We start from the raw sequence: 17,469 nt of genomic DNA on the forward strand, positions 1-17,469 counted from the left end.
CTCAATCGCTTTCCCGCGCGATCAGCTCCAGCGGCCAGACCTCGCGGATGGTACGCGGTCCCTCCGGGCCGGCGAAGGCAGGGAGCGAGGCGAGCAGCATCTCGGCCAGTCGCCGGCCCATGGGCTCCAGCGACGGACGGAAGGCGGTCAACGCCGGCGAGAAGTAGCGGCAAAGCGGCGTGTCGACGATGACGATCACCGCTATGTCGTGGCCGGGCCTGATGCCCATCTCGGCCAGCGCCTTGCAGCCGCCGAGAGCCATGGCGTCATTGTTGAAGATGATCGCTGTCGGCCGGTCCTTGGAGAGCATCACGCGCGGCGTCACCTGGTAGCCGCCGGACTCGTTGATGAAGCCGTCGGCGATCAGGCCGGGGTCGACTTCGATGCCGTGCCTCTTCAGCGCCTTGCGGTAGCCGTCGAGGAACAGGTAGCCGAAGTTGAGATCAAGCGAAGGGCGGATGGCGGCAATGCGGCGGTGGCCGCGCGCGACCAGCCGGTCGACGGCTTCATCACCCGCCCTCTCGAAATCGATATCGAGCGAAGGATAGGTATCCCCGCCGGATTGACTTCGGCCAAGCGTGGCGAAGGGAAAGCCGGCCTTGCTGAGGTAGTCGATCCGATCGTCTTCCCGCCGTGTATTGGCCAACACGACCGCGTCGGCCCGGCGCGTCTCAACCACGCGGCGCAGCCTCTCCTGCTGATATTGGCCTGGCTCACCCATGACGACCATCAGATCTAGGTCATACTCGGCGAGCCGCGCCTGCAGCCCGGTCAGGAAGGGAATGAAGAACGGCTCGCCATATTGCTGGTCGCCCGGATGCGGCTGCAGCATGAAGGCGATCGAGCGGGTGGCGCCCTGGCGCAGGCTGCGGCCGGACTGGTTGGGCGAATAGTTCAGCTTCCTGGCCGCCTCCAGCACGCGCTGGCGGGTCTCGGCATTGACGTCGGCGCGACCGTTCAAGGCGCGCGACACGGTGCCGATCGAAATGTTCAGGTGACGCGCGAGATCGTGGATGCTGGACGCCAAGGCAGGTTCTCCCCCTTCTTCGCTAGCACCGGCCGGCGCTCAGGCCAAGCAGCCGATGACGATTTTCGCGAGTGGGTGATTGACATTCTACGCCATCGGGTGTGTTGTCGTAAACGTTTACGGGAAAACGTTTACGGTACGCCGTGGATGCCGTGACGGTCGGCCTGGAGGGGCCGAACGGGAGGAGTGCTGGATGATGAAGGTCGTCCTGGTCGGGTGCGGAGCCATGAGCAGGCACTGGCTCGATGCCGCAAGGCAGATCGACGGGCTTGCCGTCGTCGGTCTCGTCGATCTCGATGCCGAGCGGGCGAAGGCGAGGGCGCGCGAATACGGGCTTGCCGCAGCCGTCATCGGCACCAGCGTCGACGCCGTTCTCGACCAGACGAAGCCCCACGCCGTGTTCGACGTCGTGGTTCCCGCGGCCCGGCGCGAAGTGGCCTTCTCCGCTTTCGCCCATCATTGCCATCTGCTCACCGAAAAGCCGCTCGCCGACAGTCCGCAAAATGCCCGCGCCATCATCGAGGCTGCCCGTCGCGCCGGACGCGTCCACGCCGTCGTCCAGAACCGCCGCTATGTCGCCAATGTCAGGCGGATCCGGCGGTTTCTGGACTCCGGCGCCATCGGCAAGCCGACCAGCATCCATGCCGACTTCTTCGTCGCGCCGCATTTCGGCGGCTTTCGCGAGGAGATGGCCCATGTGCTGCTGCTCGACATGGCGATCCACACTTTCGATGCCGCGCGCTACATGGTCGCCGGCGAGCCTGCCGGCGTCTACTGCCAGGAATGGGAGCCGGCCAATTCCTGGTACCGGCAGGGATCGTCCGCCAGCGCCGTCTTCGACTTTGGCGGCGGCAAGGTCTTCACCTACGCCGGCTCGTGGTGCGCCGACGGCTTTCGCACCAGCTGGGAGGGCAGCTGGCGCATCGTCGCTGAGCGCGGCAGCCTGTTGTGGGACGGCCATGAGGAGCTGAGGGCGGAGGTGGTTGCGCCCGGCCGCGACGGTATCATCGACAAGACCCAGCTGATCGAGGTGCCGGCGCTCGACCCCGCCGATCAGGTGGGCGGCCATCTCGGCATCATCAAGGATTTCATGCACGCGGTCGAAACCGGGACCGAGCCCGAAACGCGCGGCGCCGACAACATCAAGAGCCTGGCCATGGTCTTCGGCGCCATCGAAAGCGCGGAGACCGGACGGCGCGTGGCGATCGCGACCCAGGAAGGATGATGATGCCAAACCCGCTTCTCGACATCAGGATCGGCACCATGGTGCGGGCCAATCTCGACGATCCGGCCGCCTATGTCAGACAGATCCTGCCGCTTGGCTTCGAAAGCATACAGCCCTTCTTCTGGCAGACGCTGGGCGGCAAGGACCTGCCGCGGTTGGCCGGCGAGATCCGTGAGGCGATCGGCGATGCCGACGTGACCGTGTCCTCGATCGGGGTGTTCGGCAATCCGCTGGAGAATGGCGATACCGATCGCGGCGTGCTCGCGGCCTGGGAGACGGTGATCGACAATGCGCATCTGTTCGGCGCTTCCACGGTCAGCGGCTTCACCGGCCGCATCCGCGGCAAACCGCTGACCGACAGCCTGCCGCGCTTCCGCGAGGTGTGGGGGCGATTGGCGAAGCGCGCCGCCGACAAGGGTGTACGCATCGCCTTCGAGAATTGCGCCATGGACGGCAACTGGGCGAGCGGCGACTGGAACATCGCCCACAATCCCGACGCCTGGGAGCTGATGTTCAACGAATTGCCCAACGACAATCTCGGCCTCGAATGGGAGCCGTGCCATCAGCTCGTCTATCTGATCGACCCGATCCCGCAGATCCGCAAATGGGCGCCGCGCATCTTCCATGTCCACGGCAAGGACGCGACGGTGCGCTGGGACGTGATCCGCGAGCATGGCGTGTTCGGCCGCCTGCCATTCGTGCAGATGCGCACGCCGGGCTTCGGCGATAGCGACTGGACGCGGGTGATCAGCGAATTGCGGCTCGCCGGCTATCGCGGTGCGATCGACATCGAAGGCTGGCACGATCCGGTCTATCGCGGCGACCTCGAGATCACCGGTCAGGTGCGGGCGCTCGACCATCTCAAGCAATGCCGGGGAGGCAGGACTTATCTGCAGAACCCGGCGTGAGAACGGCCGGCTGGAGGAGCCGGCCCGAACGCTCGCGGCCAAGCGCCGAAACAAGGTCAAAACCCTCGATGTGCGAGGACAAAAGGGAGGAACGTGCATGAGCATCGCGATGAGAACGACACTTTTGCGCACGACCGTGGTGGCGGCCGCCACGGCGCTGGCCGCCGTCATCTCCACCTTGCCGGCGCAGGCGCTCGACGCCCAATGGTGCAAGGACGTCCATATCCGCTTCTTCGTCGGCGGCGCCGAGGGCGATGCCTTCGGCACCATCGTCTATAACGGCGCCAGGCAGGCGGCGGCTGATCTCGGACCGAAGGTCGACTACATCTTCTCCCAGTGGGACGTCGAGAAGATGGTGCAGCAACTGCGCGAGGCGGTGGCGGTCAAGCCGAACGGCATCGCCATGATGGGCCATCCGGGCGATGCCGCGATCATGCCGCTGGCCGAGCAGGCGCATAAGGACGGCATCAAGATGATGTACCAGAACGTGCCGGTGCCGAAGGTGGTGGCGGCGTTCGGCGGCGGTTATGTCGGCGCGCAGCAGGAGCAGCAGGGCCGCGCGCTCGGCGCCGAGGCCTTCAAGCTCGGCAAGCTCAAGGCCGGCGACAAGGCGATCATGATCGGCCCGTTCGAGAACGAGAACCGCGGCGCGCGCGAGCGCGGCACGGTCGCGGCGCTGAAGGAAGCGGGTGTCGAAGTGATCCAGCTCTCCTCGCCGCCGAGCGGCGAATGGGCGTCCGATCCCAATCTCGCCATTCCGGTGATCACGGCGGCGCTGCTCAACCACCCCGACGTCAAGGCGGTCGGCTATCCCGGCGGCCAGATGCTCGGCAATGTCGCCACCTATATGCAGGCGGCCGGACGCAAGCCGGGCGATATCTTCAATTTCGGCTTCGACACCAGCCCGCAGATCGTCGAGGGCTTCAAGGGCGGCTGGGTGCAGCTCACGGCCGACCAGCAGCCGTTCCTGCAGGGCTATCTGCCGATCCTGAGCCTCTGCCAGCAAGTGGTGCTCGGCCTTGCACCCATGAATGTCGACACCGGCGCCGGCTTCGTCACGCCGCAGAACTACGAGATCGTCTCCGAGCTTGCCAAGCAGGCGCTGCGTTGACCTCCCAGGCGGTCGGCCGGGATCAACCCGGCCGACCGGACCGCCGGCGAAAAGGCCGGCAGACGGACAATTCAAGCGAGGATCGCATGGGCGAACGCATCATCGAACTGCGCGACATCAAGAAATCCTATGGCCAGGTCTATGCGCTGGGCGGCGTCAACCTTAGCGTCGACCGCGGCGAAGTGGTCGGCCTGATCGGCGACAATGGTGCCGGCAAGTCGACGCTGATCAAGATCCTGTCCGGTGTGGTCAAGCCGACCAGCGGCGAGATCCTCGTGCGCGGCAAGCCTGTGACCGGATGGAGCGCCGCCCGCTCGCGCGACGCCGGCATCGAGACGGTGTTCCAGGACCGGGCTTTGGCCGTGCAGCAGACGATCGTGCGCAACATCTTCATGGGCCGGGAGCTGACGGGCTTTCTCGGCTGGCTGAAGGTCAACAAGGAGATCGAGGAAGCGAGCCGGCTGATGCGCGAGATCGGCTTCACCTCGAAAGTGTTCACGCCGCAGTCGATCGTCGGCCAGCTTTCGGGCGGCGAGCGCCAGGGCGTGGCGATCGCGCGCGCCATCTACAAGCAGGCGGAGCTGATCATCCTCGACGAGCCGACGACGGCGCTGTCGCTGACCGAGACCGCCAAGGTCTTCCATTTCGTGCGCCAGGTGCGGGCGAGCGGTCGCTCGATCCTGTTCATCGGTCACAACATCCACCACGTCTTCGACATCGCCGACCGCTTCGTCGTGCTCGACCGCGGCAAGGTGGCGCTCACAGCCGACCGCAGCGAGGTGAAGTCGGCCGAGGACCTGATCAACTTCATGGAAGACGTGGCGCATCCCGACGGCTTGCCGGGGTTGCACGAGGATGCGGAGCAGAGAGCGTGATGAGCAAGGCCATGGAACCCGATCTGCAAACTCCTCTCGGGAGAACAAGCGGCCAGGCAGCTAAGGAATGGAGCCATCCGTCCAATCACTGGCTGCGCGGTTTCGTCCTCGACAATCGCGCATCTCTGGGCACGCTTGCCGTGTTCATCGTCATGATGGCGGTGTTCATCATCGCCAACCCGACCGTCTTCACGACCTGGTATCTCTACAGCTCGGTGCTGACGACGCTGCCCGTTGCGCTGTTCGTGGTCGTGCCTCTGGTCTTCGTCGTAACCTGCGGCGAGATCGACCTGTCGTTCCCGGCGACCATGGGCTTCGCCTCCTGGGTCTTCGCGCTGGTGGTGCAGGCCGGCTACGATCCGTTCCTCGGCATCGTGGCGGCGCTCGTCACCGGCACGCTGCTCGGCTTCCTGGTCGGCTCGCTGGTGGTCTATGGCGGTCTGTCGTCGCTGATAGCGACGCTCGGCATGAATTTCCTGCTGCGCGGGCTGATCCAGATCATCAACGAAGGCAAGTCGACGGCGCTGACCAGCCTTGCTGACAGCTCAGCCTACACGATCTTCTCCAGCCAGATCTGGGGCATTCCGGTGCAGATCTTCTGGGCGATCGCCTTCGTCGTCTTTTCGGCGCTGCTCTACAACCGCCATCGCTTCGGCGCGCAGGTGAAGGTGGTCGGCGACAATCCGGACAGCGCCAAGCAGATGGGCATCGACGTCAAGCGTGTGCGGGTGAAAGTGTTCGTCTTCGTCGGCATCGGCGCCGCGATCGCCGGCACCTTCTCGGTGATGATCAACTTCACCTGGTGGCCGACGGCGGGCGACGGCTATCTTCTGCCGGTGCTGGCATCGGTGTTCGTCGGCGGCACGCCGACCTGGGGCGGCATCGGCACGGTGGTCGGCGGCGCGATCGGCGCGGTCACGGTTTCCTTCATTCAGACCGGCGTGGTGGCGGCCGGCTTGAGCGGCTTCTACGTGCAGTTCTTCAACGGGCTGATCATCATCCTGTCGCTGCTCGGTCATAAGTGGAACCAGGCACGGTATCGGTGAAGGGGTTGCTCAAACTCCTGTGACAAACCCGTCGAGCACGCGTTTCTGGCCGGCCTTGTCGAAGTCGATGGTGAGCTTGTTGCCGTCGATCGCGGCGATGTTGCCGTTGCCGAATTTCTGGTGGAACACGCGGTCGCCGACGCTGAAGGCGGAAGGCGTGTCGGCGACGGATTTCGCAACCAGCTCGCCCTCGATGGTGCGGCCCTTCACCGAGGTGCGGCCGGCGCCGTAACCGCTATCGGTCTCGCCATAGCCGATGCGCTCGACCTGGTGGCCGGAGCGGGTGCCCCAGTTGCGGTCGGTCGCCTCGGTGCGGTTGGCCTGCGCGCGCTGCCAGCCGGGCGTCGCATAGGTATTGGAGAAGCTGCCCTGATCCTTGGCGCCGATATTGTCGAAGCGCGAGGCGCCATAGGGATTTTGCCGGCCGCCGCCGCGACCGGAGGCGAATGAGCCGCCGCCATAGGGATTGCCGTAGCCGCCGTAGGAGTTGCCGCCGTCGGCGACGTCGACATGGGTTTCCGGCAATTCGTCGAGGAAGCGCGACGGGATCGTCGATTGCCACAGCCCGTGGATCAGACGGTTGGAGACGAACCAGATATGCAGGTTCTTCTTGGCGCGCGTCAGGCCGACATAGGCAAGGCGGCGTTCCTCCTCCAGGCCCGACCGGCCGCCTTCGTCCAGCGCGCGCTGGTGGGGAAAGAGGCCTTCCTCCCAGCCGGGCAGGAAAACGGTCTCGAATTCGAGACCCTTGGCCGAGTGCAGCGTCATGATCGAGACCGCATCGAGCGACTCGCCTTGCTCGGCCTCCATGACCAGCGCGACATGCTCGAGGAAGGAACGCAGCGATTCATACTCCTCCATGGAGCGGATCAGTTCCTTGAGGTTCTCCAGCCGCCCGGGCGCTTCCGCCGAACGGTCGTTCTTCCACATGTCGGTGTAGCCGCTTTCCTCCAGGATGGTCTCGGCGAGCTCGGTGTGGGGCGTGGTCTCCAGCGCCTTCTGCCAGCGCTCGAAATTGGCCGCGACCTCGCGAAGTGCTGCACGCGGCTTCGGCTTCAGCTCGTCGCTTTCGGCGAGCGTCGCCGCGGCCTCCAGCATCGGGGTGCGCATGGCGCGCGCCGTGTCGTGGATCTGGCGAATGGTCGCTTCGCCAAGGCCGCGCTTCGGCACGTTGACGATGCGCTCGAAAGCGAGGTCGTCGCCGCTGTTGGCGACGACGCGGAAGAAAGCCAGCGCATCGCGGATTTCCAGCCGCTCGTAGAAACGCGGGCCGCCGATGACGCGGTAGTTCAAGCCCAGCGTGATGAAGCGGTCTTCGAAGGAGCGCATCTGGAAGGAGGCGCGCACCAGGATCGCCATGTCGTTGAGGTTGTGCTTCTGCCGCTGATAGGCCTCGATCGCCTCGCCGATGGCTCTAGCCTCTTCCTCCGAGTCCCAGGCGGCATGGACATGCACCTTATCGTCCTCGGGATCGTCGCGGTCGGTGAACAGCGTCTTGCCGAAGCGGCCCTCATTGTGGGCGATGAGGTGCGAGGCGGCGCCCAGGATATGCGCGGTGGAACGGTAGTTGCGCTCCAGCCTGATGATGGTCGCGCCCGGAAAATCCTTGTCGAAGCGCAGGATGTTGTCGACCTCGGCGCCGCGCCAGCCATAGATCGACTGGTCGTCGTCGCCGACGCAGCAGATGTTTACTTTGTTTTCGCTCACGGCCGCGCGCTCGCTTCTCTCGCTGGCCTCCGCGGGGGCGGCCTGACCGGCCGACGCCCGGTCGGGCTTGCGGCCTTCGGCCGACGGCGAACGTCCGGCGTTTGGCCGCTGCGCCAACAAGCGCAGCCACATGTATTGCGCGGTGTTGGTGTCCTGGTACTCGTCGACCAGGATGTATTTGAACTTGCGGTGATAATCCTTCAGCACGTCCGGATAGGCGCGGAAGATGCGGATCGGATGATAGAGCAGGTCGCCGAAATCGCAGGAATTCAGTGTCTGCAGCCGCTCCTGATAGGCCTTGTAGAGCTGGCGGCCCTTGCCGTTGCCGAAGCTGCGCGCATCGCCTTCCGGAATCTCGTCGGGACCGAGGCCCTTGTTCTTCCAATTGTCGATCATCTGGGCGAACTGCTTGGCCGGCCAGCGCTTGTCGTCCAGCCCCTCGGCCTGGATGAGCTGCTTGATCAGCCGCACCACGTCGTCGGTGTCGAGGATGGTGAAATCGGATTTCAGCCCGGCAAGCTCGGCATGGCGGCGCAAAAGCTTGACGCCGATGGAGTGGAAGGTGCCGAGCCAGGGCATGCCCTCGACATTCTCCTCGCCGATCAGGAAGCCGATGCGCTGCTTCATCTCGCGCGCGGCCTTGTTGGTGAAGGTGACGGCGAGAATCTGCGACGGGAAGGCCCTGCCGGTGGCAAGGATGTGGGCGATGCGCGTGGTCAGGACCCGCGTCTTGCCGGTGCCAGCGCCGGCCAGCACCAGAACCGGCCCCTCCGTTGTTTCGACGGCTAGCCGCTGCTCGGGATTGAGGCCGTTGAGATAATCGGGCGCACGGCTCTGCGCGCTGCGCGCGGCCATGGCGCGCGCAGCAATGCCGGACGGGGCCGCGGGCCGCGCATTCGGTTCATCGAAAAAAGGCATGTCTTCGGAAAAGCCCGACATCGCTCCCGAATGTAGTGATTCGGGAGCGAAAGACCAGAACTGTCTACGTTTTGTTCTATTTTCGCGTGCCGCCGACCAACTTGACAGCCGGAGCGGGCAGGGGAAAGCTGCCGGCAGGGCAAGGGCGGCGTGCCGTCGCCTGGAAGGCGCGCAAGCGCAACAGTCGAAGGAGCACCGTCTTGGCTGTCACCATCACCTCCCTCGTCCTCTTCCTTATCGGTTTGGTTCTCGGCGGCGGCGGCATCTGGTTGGTTTCGCTGGGCGGCAGCTGGTACTATGCGATTGCCGGTCTCGCTTTCCTGATCACCGCCTGGCTCGTTTTTCGCCGCAGATCGACAGGGCTCTGGCTCTATGCGGCGATCGTGCTCGCCTCGCTGTGCTGGGCGGTATGGGAAATCGGCTTCGACTGGTGGCAGCTCGGTCCGCGCGGCGGCATCATCGTTCTCGTCGCGCTGTGGCTGCTGACGCCATGGGCAAGGCGAGGGTTCGCCGGTCCGGACGGGCGCGCCCCTCTCATCCTGGCGGTGCTCGCCTCGCTTGCGGTGGCCGGCTATTCGATGACCACCGACGCCACCGACATCGGCGGCATGCTCGACACCGACAAAGTAACGCCGACGGCCAATCTCGGCGGCGACATGCCGGCCGGCGAATGGCATTTCTACGGCCGCACGCCATTCGGCCAACGTTATTCGCCGCTCGATCAGATCACGCCGGACAATGTCGCCAAGCTCCAGCCCGCCTGGACCTACCGCACCGGCGACGTCAAAGGCCCCGACGACATCGGCGAGACGACCTATCAGGTGACGCCACTGAAGGTGGGCGACGCGCTGTTCATCTGCACGCCGCACAATTTCGCCATCGCCATCGATGCCGCGACCGGCAAGGAGAAGTGGCGCTACGATCCGAAGGTCAAGCTCGATCCCAACCGCCAGCACCAGACCTGCCGCGGCGTGTCCTACTATGCCGACCCGAAGATCGCGGCCGGGCAGCCTTGTGCTGGGCGCATCTATCTGCCGACCTCCGATGCCAGGCTTATCGCGCTCGATGCCGCCAGCGGCCAGGTGTGTTCGTCCTTCGCCGAAAGCGGCACGCTCAATCTCATGGCCAACATGCCCTATCCGAAGTCGGGCTATTATTATTCGACCTCGGCGCCGCTGATCGTCGCCGGCAAGATCATCGTCGGCGGCGCGGTCAACGACAATTATTCGACCGAGGAGCCATCGGGCGTCATCCGCGCCTACGATGTCGGTACGGGTGCCCTTCTGTGGAACTGGGACTCCGGCAATCCGGACCAGACGGCGCCGCTGCCGGCGGAGCAGAAATACACGAACAACTCGCCCAACATGTGGTCGACGGCGAGCGCCGACGAGAAGCTCGGCCTGCTCTACCTGCCGCTCGGCAACCAGACACCGGACCAGCTTGGCATGGGCCGCAGCGCCAATACCGAAAAATTCTCCTCCTCGATCACCGCGCTCGACCTCAACAGCGGAAAATTGCGCTGGGTTCGGCAACTGGTGCATCACGATCTGTGGGACATGGACGTGCCGGCCCAGCCGACGCTGGTCGACATCACCTCGGTCAACGGCACGGTCGTGCCGGCGCTGGTCGTGCCGACCAAGCAGGGCGACCTCTATGTGCTCGACCGGAGCACCGGCGAACCGATCATCCCTGTGAAGGAGATGCCGGCGCCGGGCGGCGCGATCGAAGGCGACCATGCCTCGCCGACACAGCCGGAATCGGGGCTTTCGTTCAATCCCAAGCGGCTGACCGGCGCGGACATGTGGGGCATCACCATGTTCGACCAGCTGGCATGCCGGATCGCGCTCAGGAAATTGCGCTACGAGGGACGCTACACGCCGCCCTCGCTGCAGGGCTCGCTGATCTATCCCGGCAATTTCGGCGTCTTCAATTGGGGCGGCGTCGCGGTCGACCCGGTGCGGCAGGTGATGTTCGGCATGCCGACCTATCTCGCCTTCACATCGACGCTCATTCCGCGCGCGGACGTGCCGCCGCCGGGCGATGCCACGAAAGGCAGCGAGCAAGGGCTCAACCGCAACGAGGGCGCGCCTTACGCGGTGGTGCTGAAACCGTTCCTGTCGCCGCTCGGCATCCCTTGCCAGGCGCCGCCCTGGGGCTATGTCGCCGGCGTCGACCTCAGGACCGGCCAGATCGCCTACAGGCATCGCAACGGCACCGTCTACGACATGACGCCGCTGCCCCTGCCGTTCAAGGTCGGCGTTCCGGGCATCGGCGGGCCGATGATCACCGCCGGCGGCGTTGCCTTCCTGGGCGCGGCGGTCGACGATTATCTGCGCGCCTACGATCTCACCACCGGCAGGCAGCTCTGGCAGGCGAGGCTGCCGGCCGGCGGGCAGTCGACACCGATGACCTACACGGTCGCCGACGGCCGCCAGTTCGTGGTCATCGTCGCCGGCGGCCACGGCTCGGTCGGCACCAAGCCGGGCGATTATGTGATGGCCTACACGCTGCCGAAATAGGCAGCCTTAGAGTCCGAGACAGCTCCTCGGGCAGGGCACCTGGTTGGCGAGATCCGGGCCGGCGGCTGCTTCGGCCAAAATGCGATGATGCGACATGACAGGCATCACAGCCCGGCGGGGCGCGTTGCCAATGAGCGAACGGTCCGGCCAAACGGTCACTGGTCCGTGACTGGACCCTGCGAGCTTCAACCCTATCTTGCGCATCAAACAGCCGTCGAGGGAGAGCCATGACCGAACCTGTCGCCAAGCCCGTGATCACCCAGGCGATGATCGATGCCTATGACGAGTACACGCATCTGACGCTTGACCGGCGGCGCTTCATGGAGCGCCTGACAAGGCTCGCCGGATCGGGCGCGGCGGCCGCCGCGATCGCGCCGATGCTGGCGGCGAATTCGGCCCAGGCGGCGATCGTCGCCGAGGACGATCCGCGCGTGAAGGGCGAGGACATCACCTATCCCGGCAGCAGCGGCGAGATGAAGGGCTATCTGGTCAAGCCGGCCGGTCAGTCCGGCAAGATGGGAACCGTCATCGTCGTCCATGAGAACCGAGGTCTCAACCCGCATATCCGCGATGTCGCGCGGCGCGTGGCGCTGGAAGGCTTCATTGTGCTGGCGCCGGACTTCCTGTCGCCGCTGGGCGGCACGCCGTCCGACGAGGACAAGGCGCGCGACATGTTCACCAAGCTCGACGCCGCCCAAGTCGCGGCCGACGGCGTCGCGACAATTGCCTATCTCAAGGGCCTGAAGGACGGCAACGGCAAGGTCGGCGCGGTCGGATTCTGCTGGGGCGGCGGCACGGTGAATGCGCTCGCCGTGAATGCACCCGATCTCAACGCCGGCGTCGCCTATTACGGCATGCAGCCGAAAGCCGAGGACGTGCCGAAGATCAAGGCGGCGCTGCTGTTGCACTATGCCGGACTGGACGAGCGCATCGACGCCGGCATCGATGCCTACAAGAAGGCGCTCGACGCCGCGCATGTCGAATACACGGTCTATGTCTATGACGGCGTCAACCATGCCTTCAACAACGACACTTCGGCCGCGCGCTACGACAAGAAGGCGGCCGACCTCGCCTGGGGGAGGACGGTCGCGTTTCTGAAACAGAAGCTGGCCTGAGCTGGATCTCGACACACCTCACCGGTGCTGTCCGGGGGATCACTCCCGCGCCGGCTTGTGCATGGCCACGCCCGCCACGACCAGCGCAATGCCGAGGCAATCGGTGAGGCTGGGAACCTGGCGCAGCACGACGACGCCGATCAGCGTCGCGGTGAGCGGCAGGAGCGAGAGCATCAGCGCGAAGCTGGCGCGTGGCAGCCGCGCCATGGCGAGCTGGTCGCATATATAGGGAATCACCGAGGAGCAGACGCCGACGCCGATGGCGGCGAGCAACAGTTGCGGCGCCGTGACGGCGGGCAGCGCCTCGCTGAAGCCGACCGGCAGCACGACGAGGAAGGCGATCGCCATGGCGGTGCCGAGGCCCGCGATGCCGATGCCCGTCTGCGCGATGCGGTGACCCAGCACGATGTAGCCGACGAACAGCGCGCCGTTGAGAAAGGCCCAGAACAGGCCGACCGGATCGCTGGACCATTTGATGTCGATCAGCAGCAAGGTGCCGGCGACGGCGATGGCGAGCGCCACGAAATTGCGCCGGCTCCTGAGGCCGACGAGGGCGACGCCGATCGTGCCAACGAATTCGATGGCGGCGACCAGCGAGATCGGCAGGCGGTCGAGCGCCAGATAGAACGCGCAGTTCATCACCGCCAGGCAGGCGCCGAAGGCCAGCAGCAGGAGCCGTGCCGAGCGGTCGGCCCGCGCGAACACCGTCCATGGCCTGGTGAGCGGCGCGAAGACGAGCGCGGCCGTGGCGATGCGCAGCCAGGCCATGCCGAGCACGCCGACCTGAGCGAACAGCAGCACGGCGAAAGCCGGCCCAAGATAGTGGAAGATGGCGCTGACGCAGAACCAGACATGCGGCGGCAGCGCATTGGCCAGTCCGGCGAGGGCGGGGCCTGCAGCGTGGGTGTCGCCGGTGGTCTGGTTTGCCGTACGAACTTGCGCTTCGGAATTCATGCGATCATTATCGCAGGCGAATTTCGCTATTTATATAGGCACTAAACGGCTTTTTGGGCCGTTCACTTTCTGAAGAAAGAGAATTCTCTTGAAACGCCTTCGAAATGAAAATGCCGATCTGGATGCGGCGGACCTGAAGATCCTGCGGCTGCTGGAAAAGGATGCACGCACGAGCACGGCAGAGCTGGCGCGTGCCGTCGGGCTCTCGGCGCCAAGCGTCGCGGAGCGCATCCGCAAGCTGCAGGAGAACGGCGTGATCGAGGCCTATACGGTCAGAATCAATCCGGCGGCGCTCGGCCTGAAGCTGTCGGCATGGCTCAGGATCAGGCCGGTGCCCGGGCAGCTCGCCGTCGTTGCCGAGATCATCCGCGAGCTGCCGGAAATCGCGCAGTGCGACCGGGTGACCGGCGAGGACTGCTTCATCGCTTTGGCGCATGTCGGCTCGGTGACCGAGCTGGAACGGGTGATCGACAGGATCATCCCCTATGCGATGACCAACACCGCCATCATCCAGTCGTCGCCGGTCGAGCCGCGCTCGCCGCTTCGCGGGCTAGAGCAGTTCATCGTTTCACGGAAACGCTGAACTGCTCTAACTATTTGTTTTTACGCAATTCCGGACGGAAAACCGTTACACACTTTTCCTGGAATTGCTCTAAGGGAGCGCTGACGGCTCAGTGTAACCGCGCCGCATGCGCGCCTGCTTGAGAATCGCGCGCCAGCGGATCATGTCGAAGGGGATGGGCTCGTTGTTGTTGGCGATGTGAAAAATCTCGTTGTTGACGTTCTTCAAAGATCGCCAGAAATCATAGTCGGTGATGCGCGGATCGGCCGCCAACCGCTCCACTTCCACCTTGATGTCGGTCTTCATGCACTATCCTCGCACCGCATTCCGCCTGCCACCTGCGCGCAACCCGGCAGGGTCGTTGTCGAACGCGCCACTGAGTCGTTCAACGGACTCAAGCGACTTGTTCACGTTAAAACCTTGGTAAGGTTAACGCGGGCGGGCGGGTTTTCAAGCGCTCTTGCGTTTGATGCCGATCGAGCGGCCGGCACGCTCCGGCATGGGCAGCGCGGCATGGGCAGCGCGCATGGCTTCGATCTGCGCCATCACATCGGCCGGGAAGGGGGCGACCTTCGGCCCTGCCATATCGACGTGCAACGACAGCGATTCGGACGTCGCCGCCAGCCAGCCGTCGACATGACGGATCTCCTGATAGGCTCTCAGCCGCTTCTCGTCGTGGTCGATGAGCTGGAAGGAGACGTTCACCTTGTGGTCGAGGTGAAGCTCCTGCACGTAGCAGACGTGGACTTCGGCCGTGTAGATGGTGAGGCGACGCTCCTTGGCATAGTTCGGCCCCATGCCCATCAGCTCGAACGCTTCGTCCGAGCAGCGGTCGAACAGCACGTTGTAGTAGGCCATGTTGAGATGGCCGTTGTAGTCGATCCAGTCCTTCTCGATGGCCATCGGCTTGGAGATGATTGGCGCGGGCATCGTCATCTGGTTTTCCTTGATCGTCGCTGGACAGGGTGTGGCTGGTGCGGTTCTGGTTGTTTGGAGCAATTCCGGACGGAAAACCGCTTCACACTTTTCCTGGAATTGCTTTAGGCATCATCCATAGCTGCATTACAAGAGTGGCCACTGGTCCATTCGCGGAGGAAATCATGGCTTTGAGCGACCTCAATCCCGTCGAGCGCAACGAGGAAGGCATCGCCACAGTGCTCGGCATCCTCAAGCAACAGTTCGGCGAGCGTTTTCAGACCGGTGAGGCGATCCGCAGCCAGCACGCGCACACCACCACCTATATCCCGACCCAGGCGCCGGACGGCGTCGTCTTCGCCGAATCGACTCCGGAGGTGCAGGAGATCGTGCGCGCCTGCGCCGCGCACCGCGTGCCGGTCATCGCCTTCGGCGTCGGCTCCTCGCTCGAAGGCCACACCAATGCGCCGGGCGGCGGCATCTCGATCGACACCTCGCGCATGAACCGCATCCTTTCGGTCAATCCGCAGGATCTCGACTGCACGGTCGAGCCCGGCGTGACGCGCGAGGACCTCAACCGGCATTTGCGCGACACCGGTCTGTTCTTCCCGATCGATCCCGGCGCCAACGCCTCGCTCGGGGGCATGGCGGCGACGCGCGCCTCCGGCACCAACGCCGTGCGCTACGGCACCATGCGCGAGAACGTGCTGTCGCTGACGGCGGTGATGGCCGATGGCGAAGCGGTGACGACCGGCAAGCGGGCGAAGAAGAGCTCGGCCGGCTACGACCTGACGCGGCTGCTGGTCGGCTCGGAAGGCACGCTCGGCATCATCACGTCGCTGACGCTGAGACTCCAGGGCATCCCGCAGGCGATCTCGGGCGGCGTCTGTCCGTTTCCCAGCCTGGAGGCGGCCTGCAACACGGTGATCGCGACCATTCAGATGGGCATCCCGGTGGCGCGTATCGAACTGGTCAACGCGCTGCAGATGCGGGCAATGAAGAACTATTCGAAGCTCGACTACCCCGAGAGCCCGTGCCTGTTCGTCGAGTTCCATGGCAGCGATGCCGGCGTCGCCGAACAGGCAGAGACGTTCGGCATGATCGCCGAGGAAAATGGCGGCGGGCCGTTCCTGTGGACCAGCGTCGCGGAAGAGCGGACGAAGCTCTGGAAGGCGCGGCACGACGCCTATTGGTCGTCGCTGACCTTGCGCCCCGGCGCCAAGGGGCTGTCGACCGATGTCTGCGTGCCGATCTCGCGACTCGCCGAATGCGTCACCGAAACCGAGGCCGACATCGCCGAGATGGGGCTGGTAGCACCCATCGTCGGCCATGCCGGCGACGGCAATTTCCATGTGCTGGTGCTGATGGACGTCGACAGCCCAAAAGAGATCGCGCTTGCGGAAAAATTCGTCGCCAGGCTCAACATGCGCGCCATCGCCATGGATGGGACCTGCACCGGCGAGCATGGCATCGGTCAGGGCAAGGTCGGTTTCCTGCGCCACGAGCTCGGCCACGGCGTCGACGTCATGCGCACGATCAAGCAGGCGCTCGATCCGCTGAACATCATGAACCCGGGCAAGATCCTGCCGGCGACCGGGTGACCAGCCGCCAGCTCTACTCCTGCGCCCCCTCGACGAGCTTCTGCAGCATCGGCCGGGTCGGCGCGAAAAAGGTCGTGCCGGTATGCGGTGTCGAGAAGTCGAGCAGCCGGTCGTAGGCGCCCGGCGGCTCGCCGACATACATGCGCTGCAGCATTTTCTCGATCACCCATAGATAACGGGTGTAGCCGATAAAATAGGTCCCGAACTCCTTCTGCCCCGGCCGCCCGAAAGGCATGTTGTCGCGCAGGATGTCGTATTCGTTGCCGGCGTCGTCCTCGATGGTGGCCAGTGACTTGTGCGACTTGCGCGGCTTGTCGCCGTCATCGATCTCGATGTTGTCGATCTTGGTGCGGCCGATGATCTCCTCCTGGAGATGCGTTGGCGTTTCCGCCCAGGCGGCCATGTCGTGCAAATATTTCTGGACGACGACATAGCTGCCGCCGGCAAAGTCGGCGTCCTCGTCGCCGACAAGGGCAGAGGTCGGCAGGTCGAGACCGGTCGGGTTGGCGGTGCCGTCGACGAAGCCGAGCAGGTCGCGCGCGTCGAAGTAGCGAAAGCCGGCAACTTCGTCGACGACGGTCACGCTGCCGCCCAGGCTGTCCAGCAGGATGCGCTCGAACTCGAAGCACATGTCGGAGCGTTCGGCACGGATGTGGAAGAGGAGATCGCCCGGCGTCGACGGCGCCGAATGGACCGGTCCCCTGACCGGCGCAAAGGCTTTCAGCTCGCGCGGCCGCCGGTCCGGGGAAAGACGCGCCCACAGGTCGGCGCCGATGCCGGCGATGCACGACAAACGGCCGGACAGGTCGCGGAAGCCGACATTCTTGACGAGATCGTCAAGCGCGCCGAGCACCGAAGCCACCTTCGCGAGGGCCGCATGATCGCTGCCGACCGTAACGACGAGGAAGACCGCGGCGAGCGACAGTGGAGCGTCGACGCTCTGCGCGTCGATCGGCACCCTGTCCCAGTTCTTGCCTGACATCGGG

15 protein-coding genes are annotated in these 17,469 nt (G+C 64.9%); 9 read left to right on the top strand and 6 right to left on the bottom strand.

Annotation, left to right across the window (positions count from 1 at the left end):
• Window position 1: 1 nt before the first annotated feature.
• On the bottom strand, window positions 2–1,027 hold the full coding sequence (locus QAZ47_RS16600) for a LacI family DNA-binding transcriptional regulator (RefSeq protein ID WP_278230075.1): 1,026 nt from the start codon (window positions 1,025–1,027) through the stop codon (window positions 2–4).
• A gap of 193 nt (window positions 1,028–1,220) precedes the next feature.
• On the opposite strand from QAZ47_RS16600, the gene QAZ47_RS16605 reads away from it, so the two are divergent.
• From QAZ47_RS16605 to QAZ47_RS16625, 5 genes are all read left to right on the top strand, one after another.
• Complete coding sequence (locus QAZ47_RS16605; protein ID WP_278230076.1) at window positions 1,221–2,252, top strand: Gfo/Idh/MocA family oxidoreductase; 1,032 nt, start codon at window positions 1,221–1,223, stop codon at window positions 2,250–2,252.
• Window positions 2,252–3,160 carry a sugar phosphate isomerase/epimerase gene (locus tag QAZ47_RS16610; RefSeq protein ID WP_278230077.1) on the top strand — a complete coding sequence of 303 codons (909 nt, stop codon included), beginning with the start codon at window positions 2,252–2,254 and terminating at the stop codon, window positions 3,158–3,160. Before QAZ47_RS16605 ends, QAZ47_RS16610 begins: the two co-directional genes overlap by 1 nt.
• 97 nt (window positions 3,161–3,257) lie before the next feature.
• The gene (locus QAZ47_RS16615) at window positions 3,258–4,271 is read left to right on the top strand and encodes a substrate-binding domain-containing protein (protein WP_278230078.1); all 1,014 of its coding nucleotides are present in this window, start codon (window positions 3,258–3,260) and stop codon (window positions 4,269–4,271) included.
• An 86-nt stretch (window positions 4,272–4,357) separates the two neighbouring features.
• Entirely contained in the window at window positions 4,358–5,146 is a 789-nt protein-coding gene (locus QAZ47_RS16620) for an ATP-binding cassette domain-containing protein (protein WP_278230079.1), read from the top strand.
• Window positions 5,146–6,192 carry an ABC transporter permease gene (locus tag QAZ47_RS16625; protein ID WP_278201818.1) on the top strand — a complete coding sequence of 349 codons (1,047 nt, stop codon included), beginning with the start codon at window positions 5,146–5,148 and terminating at the stop codon, window positions 6,190–6,192. The genes QAZ47_RS16620 and QAZ47_RS16625 overlap by 1 nt, the downstream gene beginning before the upstream one ends.
• A 9-nt stretch (window positions 6,193–6,201) precedes the next feature.
• On the opposite strand, the gene QAZ47_RS16630 is transcribed toward QAZ47_RS16625, so the two are convergent.
• Complete coding sequence (locus tag QAZ47_RS16630; protein ID WP_278230080.1) at window positions 6,202–8,838, bottom strand: UvrD-helicase domain-containing protein; 2,637 nt, start codon at window positions 8,836–8,838, stop codon at window positions 6,202–6,204.
• Between the two features lie 179 nt (window positions 8,839–9,017).
• On the opposite strand from QAZ47_RS16630, the gene QAZ47_RS16635 reads away from it, so the two are divergent.
• The gene (locus tag QAZ47_RS16635; protein WP_278230081.1) at window positions 9,018–11,336 is read left to right on the top strand and encodes a glucose/quinate/shikimate family membrane-bound PQQ-dependent dehydrogenase; all 2,319 of its coding nucleotides are present in this window, start codon (window positions 9,018–9,020) and stop codon (window positions 11,334–11,336) included.
• A 227-nt stretch (window positions 11,337–11,563) separates the two neighbouring features.
• The gene (locus tag QAZ47_RS16640) at window positions 11,564–12,451 is read left to right on the top strand and encodes a dienelactone hydrolase family protein (RefSeq protein WP_278230082.1); all 888 of its coding nucleotides are present in this window, start codon (window positions 11,564–11,566) and stop codon (window positions 12,449–12,451) included.
• 39 nt (window positions 12,452–12,490) lie between these two features.
• Here the strand turns inward: QAZ47_RS16640 and QAZ47_RS16645 are convergent, their stop codons facing one another.
• A complete protein-coding gene (locus tag QAZ47_RS16645) occupies window positions 12,491–13,405 on the bottom strand; it encodes a DMT family transporter (protein WP_278230083.1) in 915 nt (304 codons plus the stop codon).
• A gap of 88 nt (window positions 13,406–13,493) precedes the next feature.
• Between QAZ47_RS16645 and QAZ47_RS16650 the strand changes: the two genes are divergently transcribed.
• On the top strand, window positions 13,494–13,988 hold the full coding sequence (locus tag QAZ47_RS16650; protein ID WP_278201823.1) for an Lrp/AsnC family transcriptional regulator: 495 nt from the start codon (window positions 13,494–13,496) through the stop codon (window positions 13,986–13,988).
• Window positions 13,989–14,057: 69 nt separating this feature from the next.
• Here the strand turns inward: QAZ47_RS16650 and QAZ47_RS16655 are convergent, their stop codons facing one another.
• A complete protein-coding gene (locus tag QAZ47_RS16655) occupies window positions 14,058–14,273 on the bottom strand; it encodes a hypothetical protein (RefSeq protein ID WP_278201824.1) in 216 nt (71 codons plus the stop codon).
• A 144-nt stretch (window positions 14,274–14,417) separates the two neighbouring features.
• The gene (locus QAZ47_RS16660) at window positions 14,418–14,903 is read right to left on the bottom strand and encodes a thioesterase family protein (RefSeq protein WP_278230084.1); all 486 of its coding nucleotides are present in this window, start codon (window positions 14,901–14,903) and stop codon (window positions 14,418–14,420) included.
• A 164-nt stretch (window positions 14,904–15,067) separates the two neighbouring features.
• Between QAZ47_RS16660 and QAZ47_RS16665 the strand changes: the two genes are divergently transcribed.
• A complete protein-coding gene (locus QAZ47_RS16665; RefSeq protein WP_278230085.1) occupies window positions 15,068–16,483 on the top strand; it encodes an FAD-linked oxidase C-terminal domain-containing protein in 1,416 nt (471 codons plus the stop codon).
• Window positions 16,484–16,496: 13 nt separating this feature from the next.
• Here the strand turns inward: QAZ47_RS16665 and QAZ47_RS16670 are convergent, their stop codons facing one another.
• A complete protein-coding gene (locus tag QAZ47_RS16670) occupies window positions 16,497–17,465 on the bottom strand; it encodes a Dyp-type peroxidase (RefSeq protein ID WP_278230086.1) in 969 nt (322 codons plus the stop codon).
• Window positions 17,466–17,469: the final 4 nt, after the last annotated feature.

It is taken from the genome of Mesorhizobium sp. WSM4904, assembly GCF_029674545.1.
In the GTDB taxonomy this organism is placed as follows: domain Bacteria; phylum Pseudomonadota; class Alphaproteobacteria; order Rhizobiales; family Rhizobiaceae; genus Mesorhizobium.

Coding starts and splice junctions, on each gene's coding strand:
- QAZ47_RS16605 (WP_278230076.1), top strand. CDS start 1,221: ATGATGAAGGTCGTCCTGGTCGGGTGCGGAGCCATGAGCAGGCACTGG.
- QAZ47_RS16610 (WP_278230077.1), top strand. CDS start 2,252: ATGATGCCAAACCCGCTTCTCGACATCAGGATCGGCACCATGGTGCGG.
- QAZ47_RS16615 (WP_278230078.1), top strand. CDS start 3,258: ATGAGCATCGCGATGAGAACGACACTTTTGCGCACGACCGTGGTGGCG.
- QAZ47_RS16620 (WP_278230079.1), top strand. CDS start 4,358: ATGGGCGAACGCATCATCGAACTGCGCGACATCAAGAAATCCTATGGC.
- QAZ47_RS16625 (WP_278201818.1), top strand. CDS start 5,146: ATGAGCAAGGCCATGGAACCCGATCTGCAAACTCCTCTCGGGAGAACA.
- QAZ47_RS16630 (WP_278230080.1), bottom strand. CDS start 8,838: ATGTCGGGCTTTTCCGAAGACATGCCTTTTTTCGATGAACCGAATGCG.
- QAZ47_RS16640 (WP_278230082.1), top strand. CDS start 11,564: ATGACCGAACCTGTCGCCAAGCCCGTGATCACCCAGGCGATGATCGAT.
- QAZ47_RS16645 (WP_278230083.1), bottom strand. CDS start 13,405: ATGAATTCCGAAGCGCAAGTTCGTACGGCAAACCAGACCACCGGCGAC.
- QAZ47_RS16655 (WP_278201824.1), bottom strand. CDS start 14,273: ATGAAGACCGACATCAAGGTGGAAGTGGAGCGGTTGGCGGCCGATCCG.
- QAZ47_RS16660 (WP_278230084.1), bottom strand. CDS start 14,903: ATGACGATGCCCGCGCCAATCATCTCCAAGCCGATGGCCATCGAGAAG.
- QAZ47_RS16665 (WP_278230085.1), top strand. CDS start 15,068: ATGGCTTTGAGCGACCTCAATCCCGTCGAGCGCAACGAGGAAGGCATC.
- QAZ47_RS16670 (WP_278230086.1), bottom strand. CDS start 17,465: ATGTCAGGCAAGAACTGGGACAGGGTGCCGATCGACGCGCAGAGCGTC.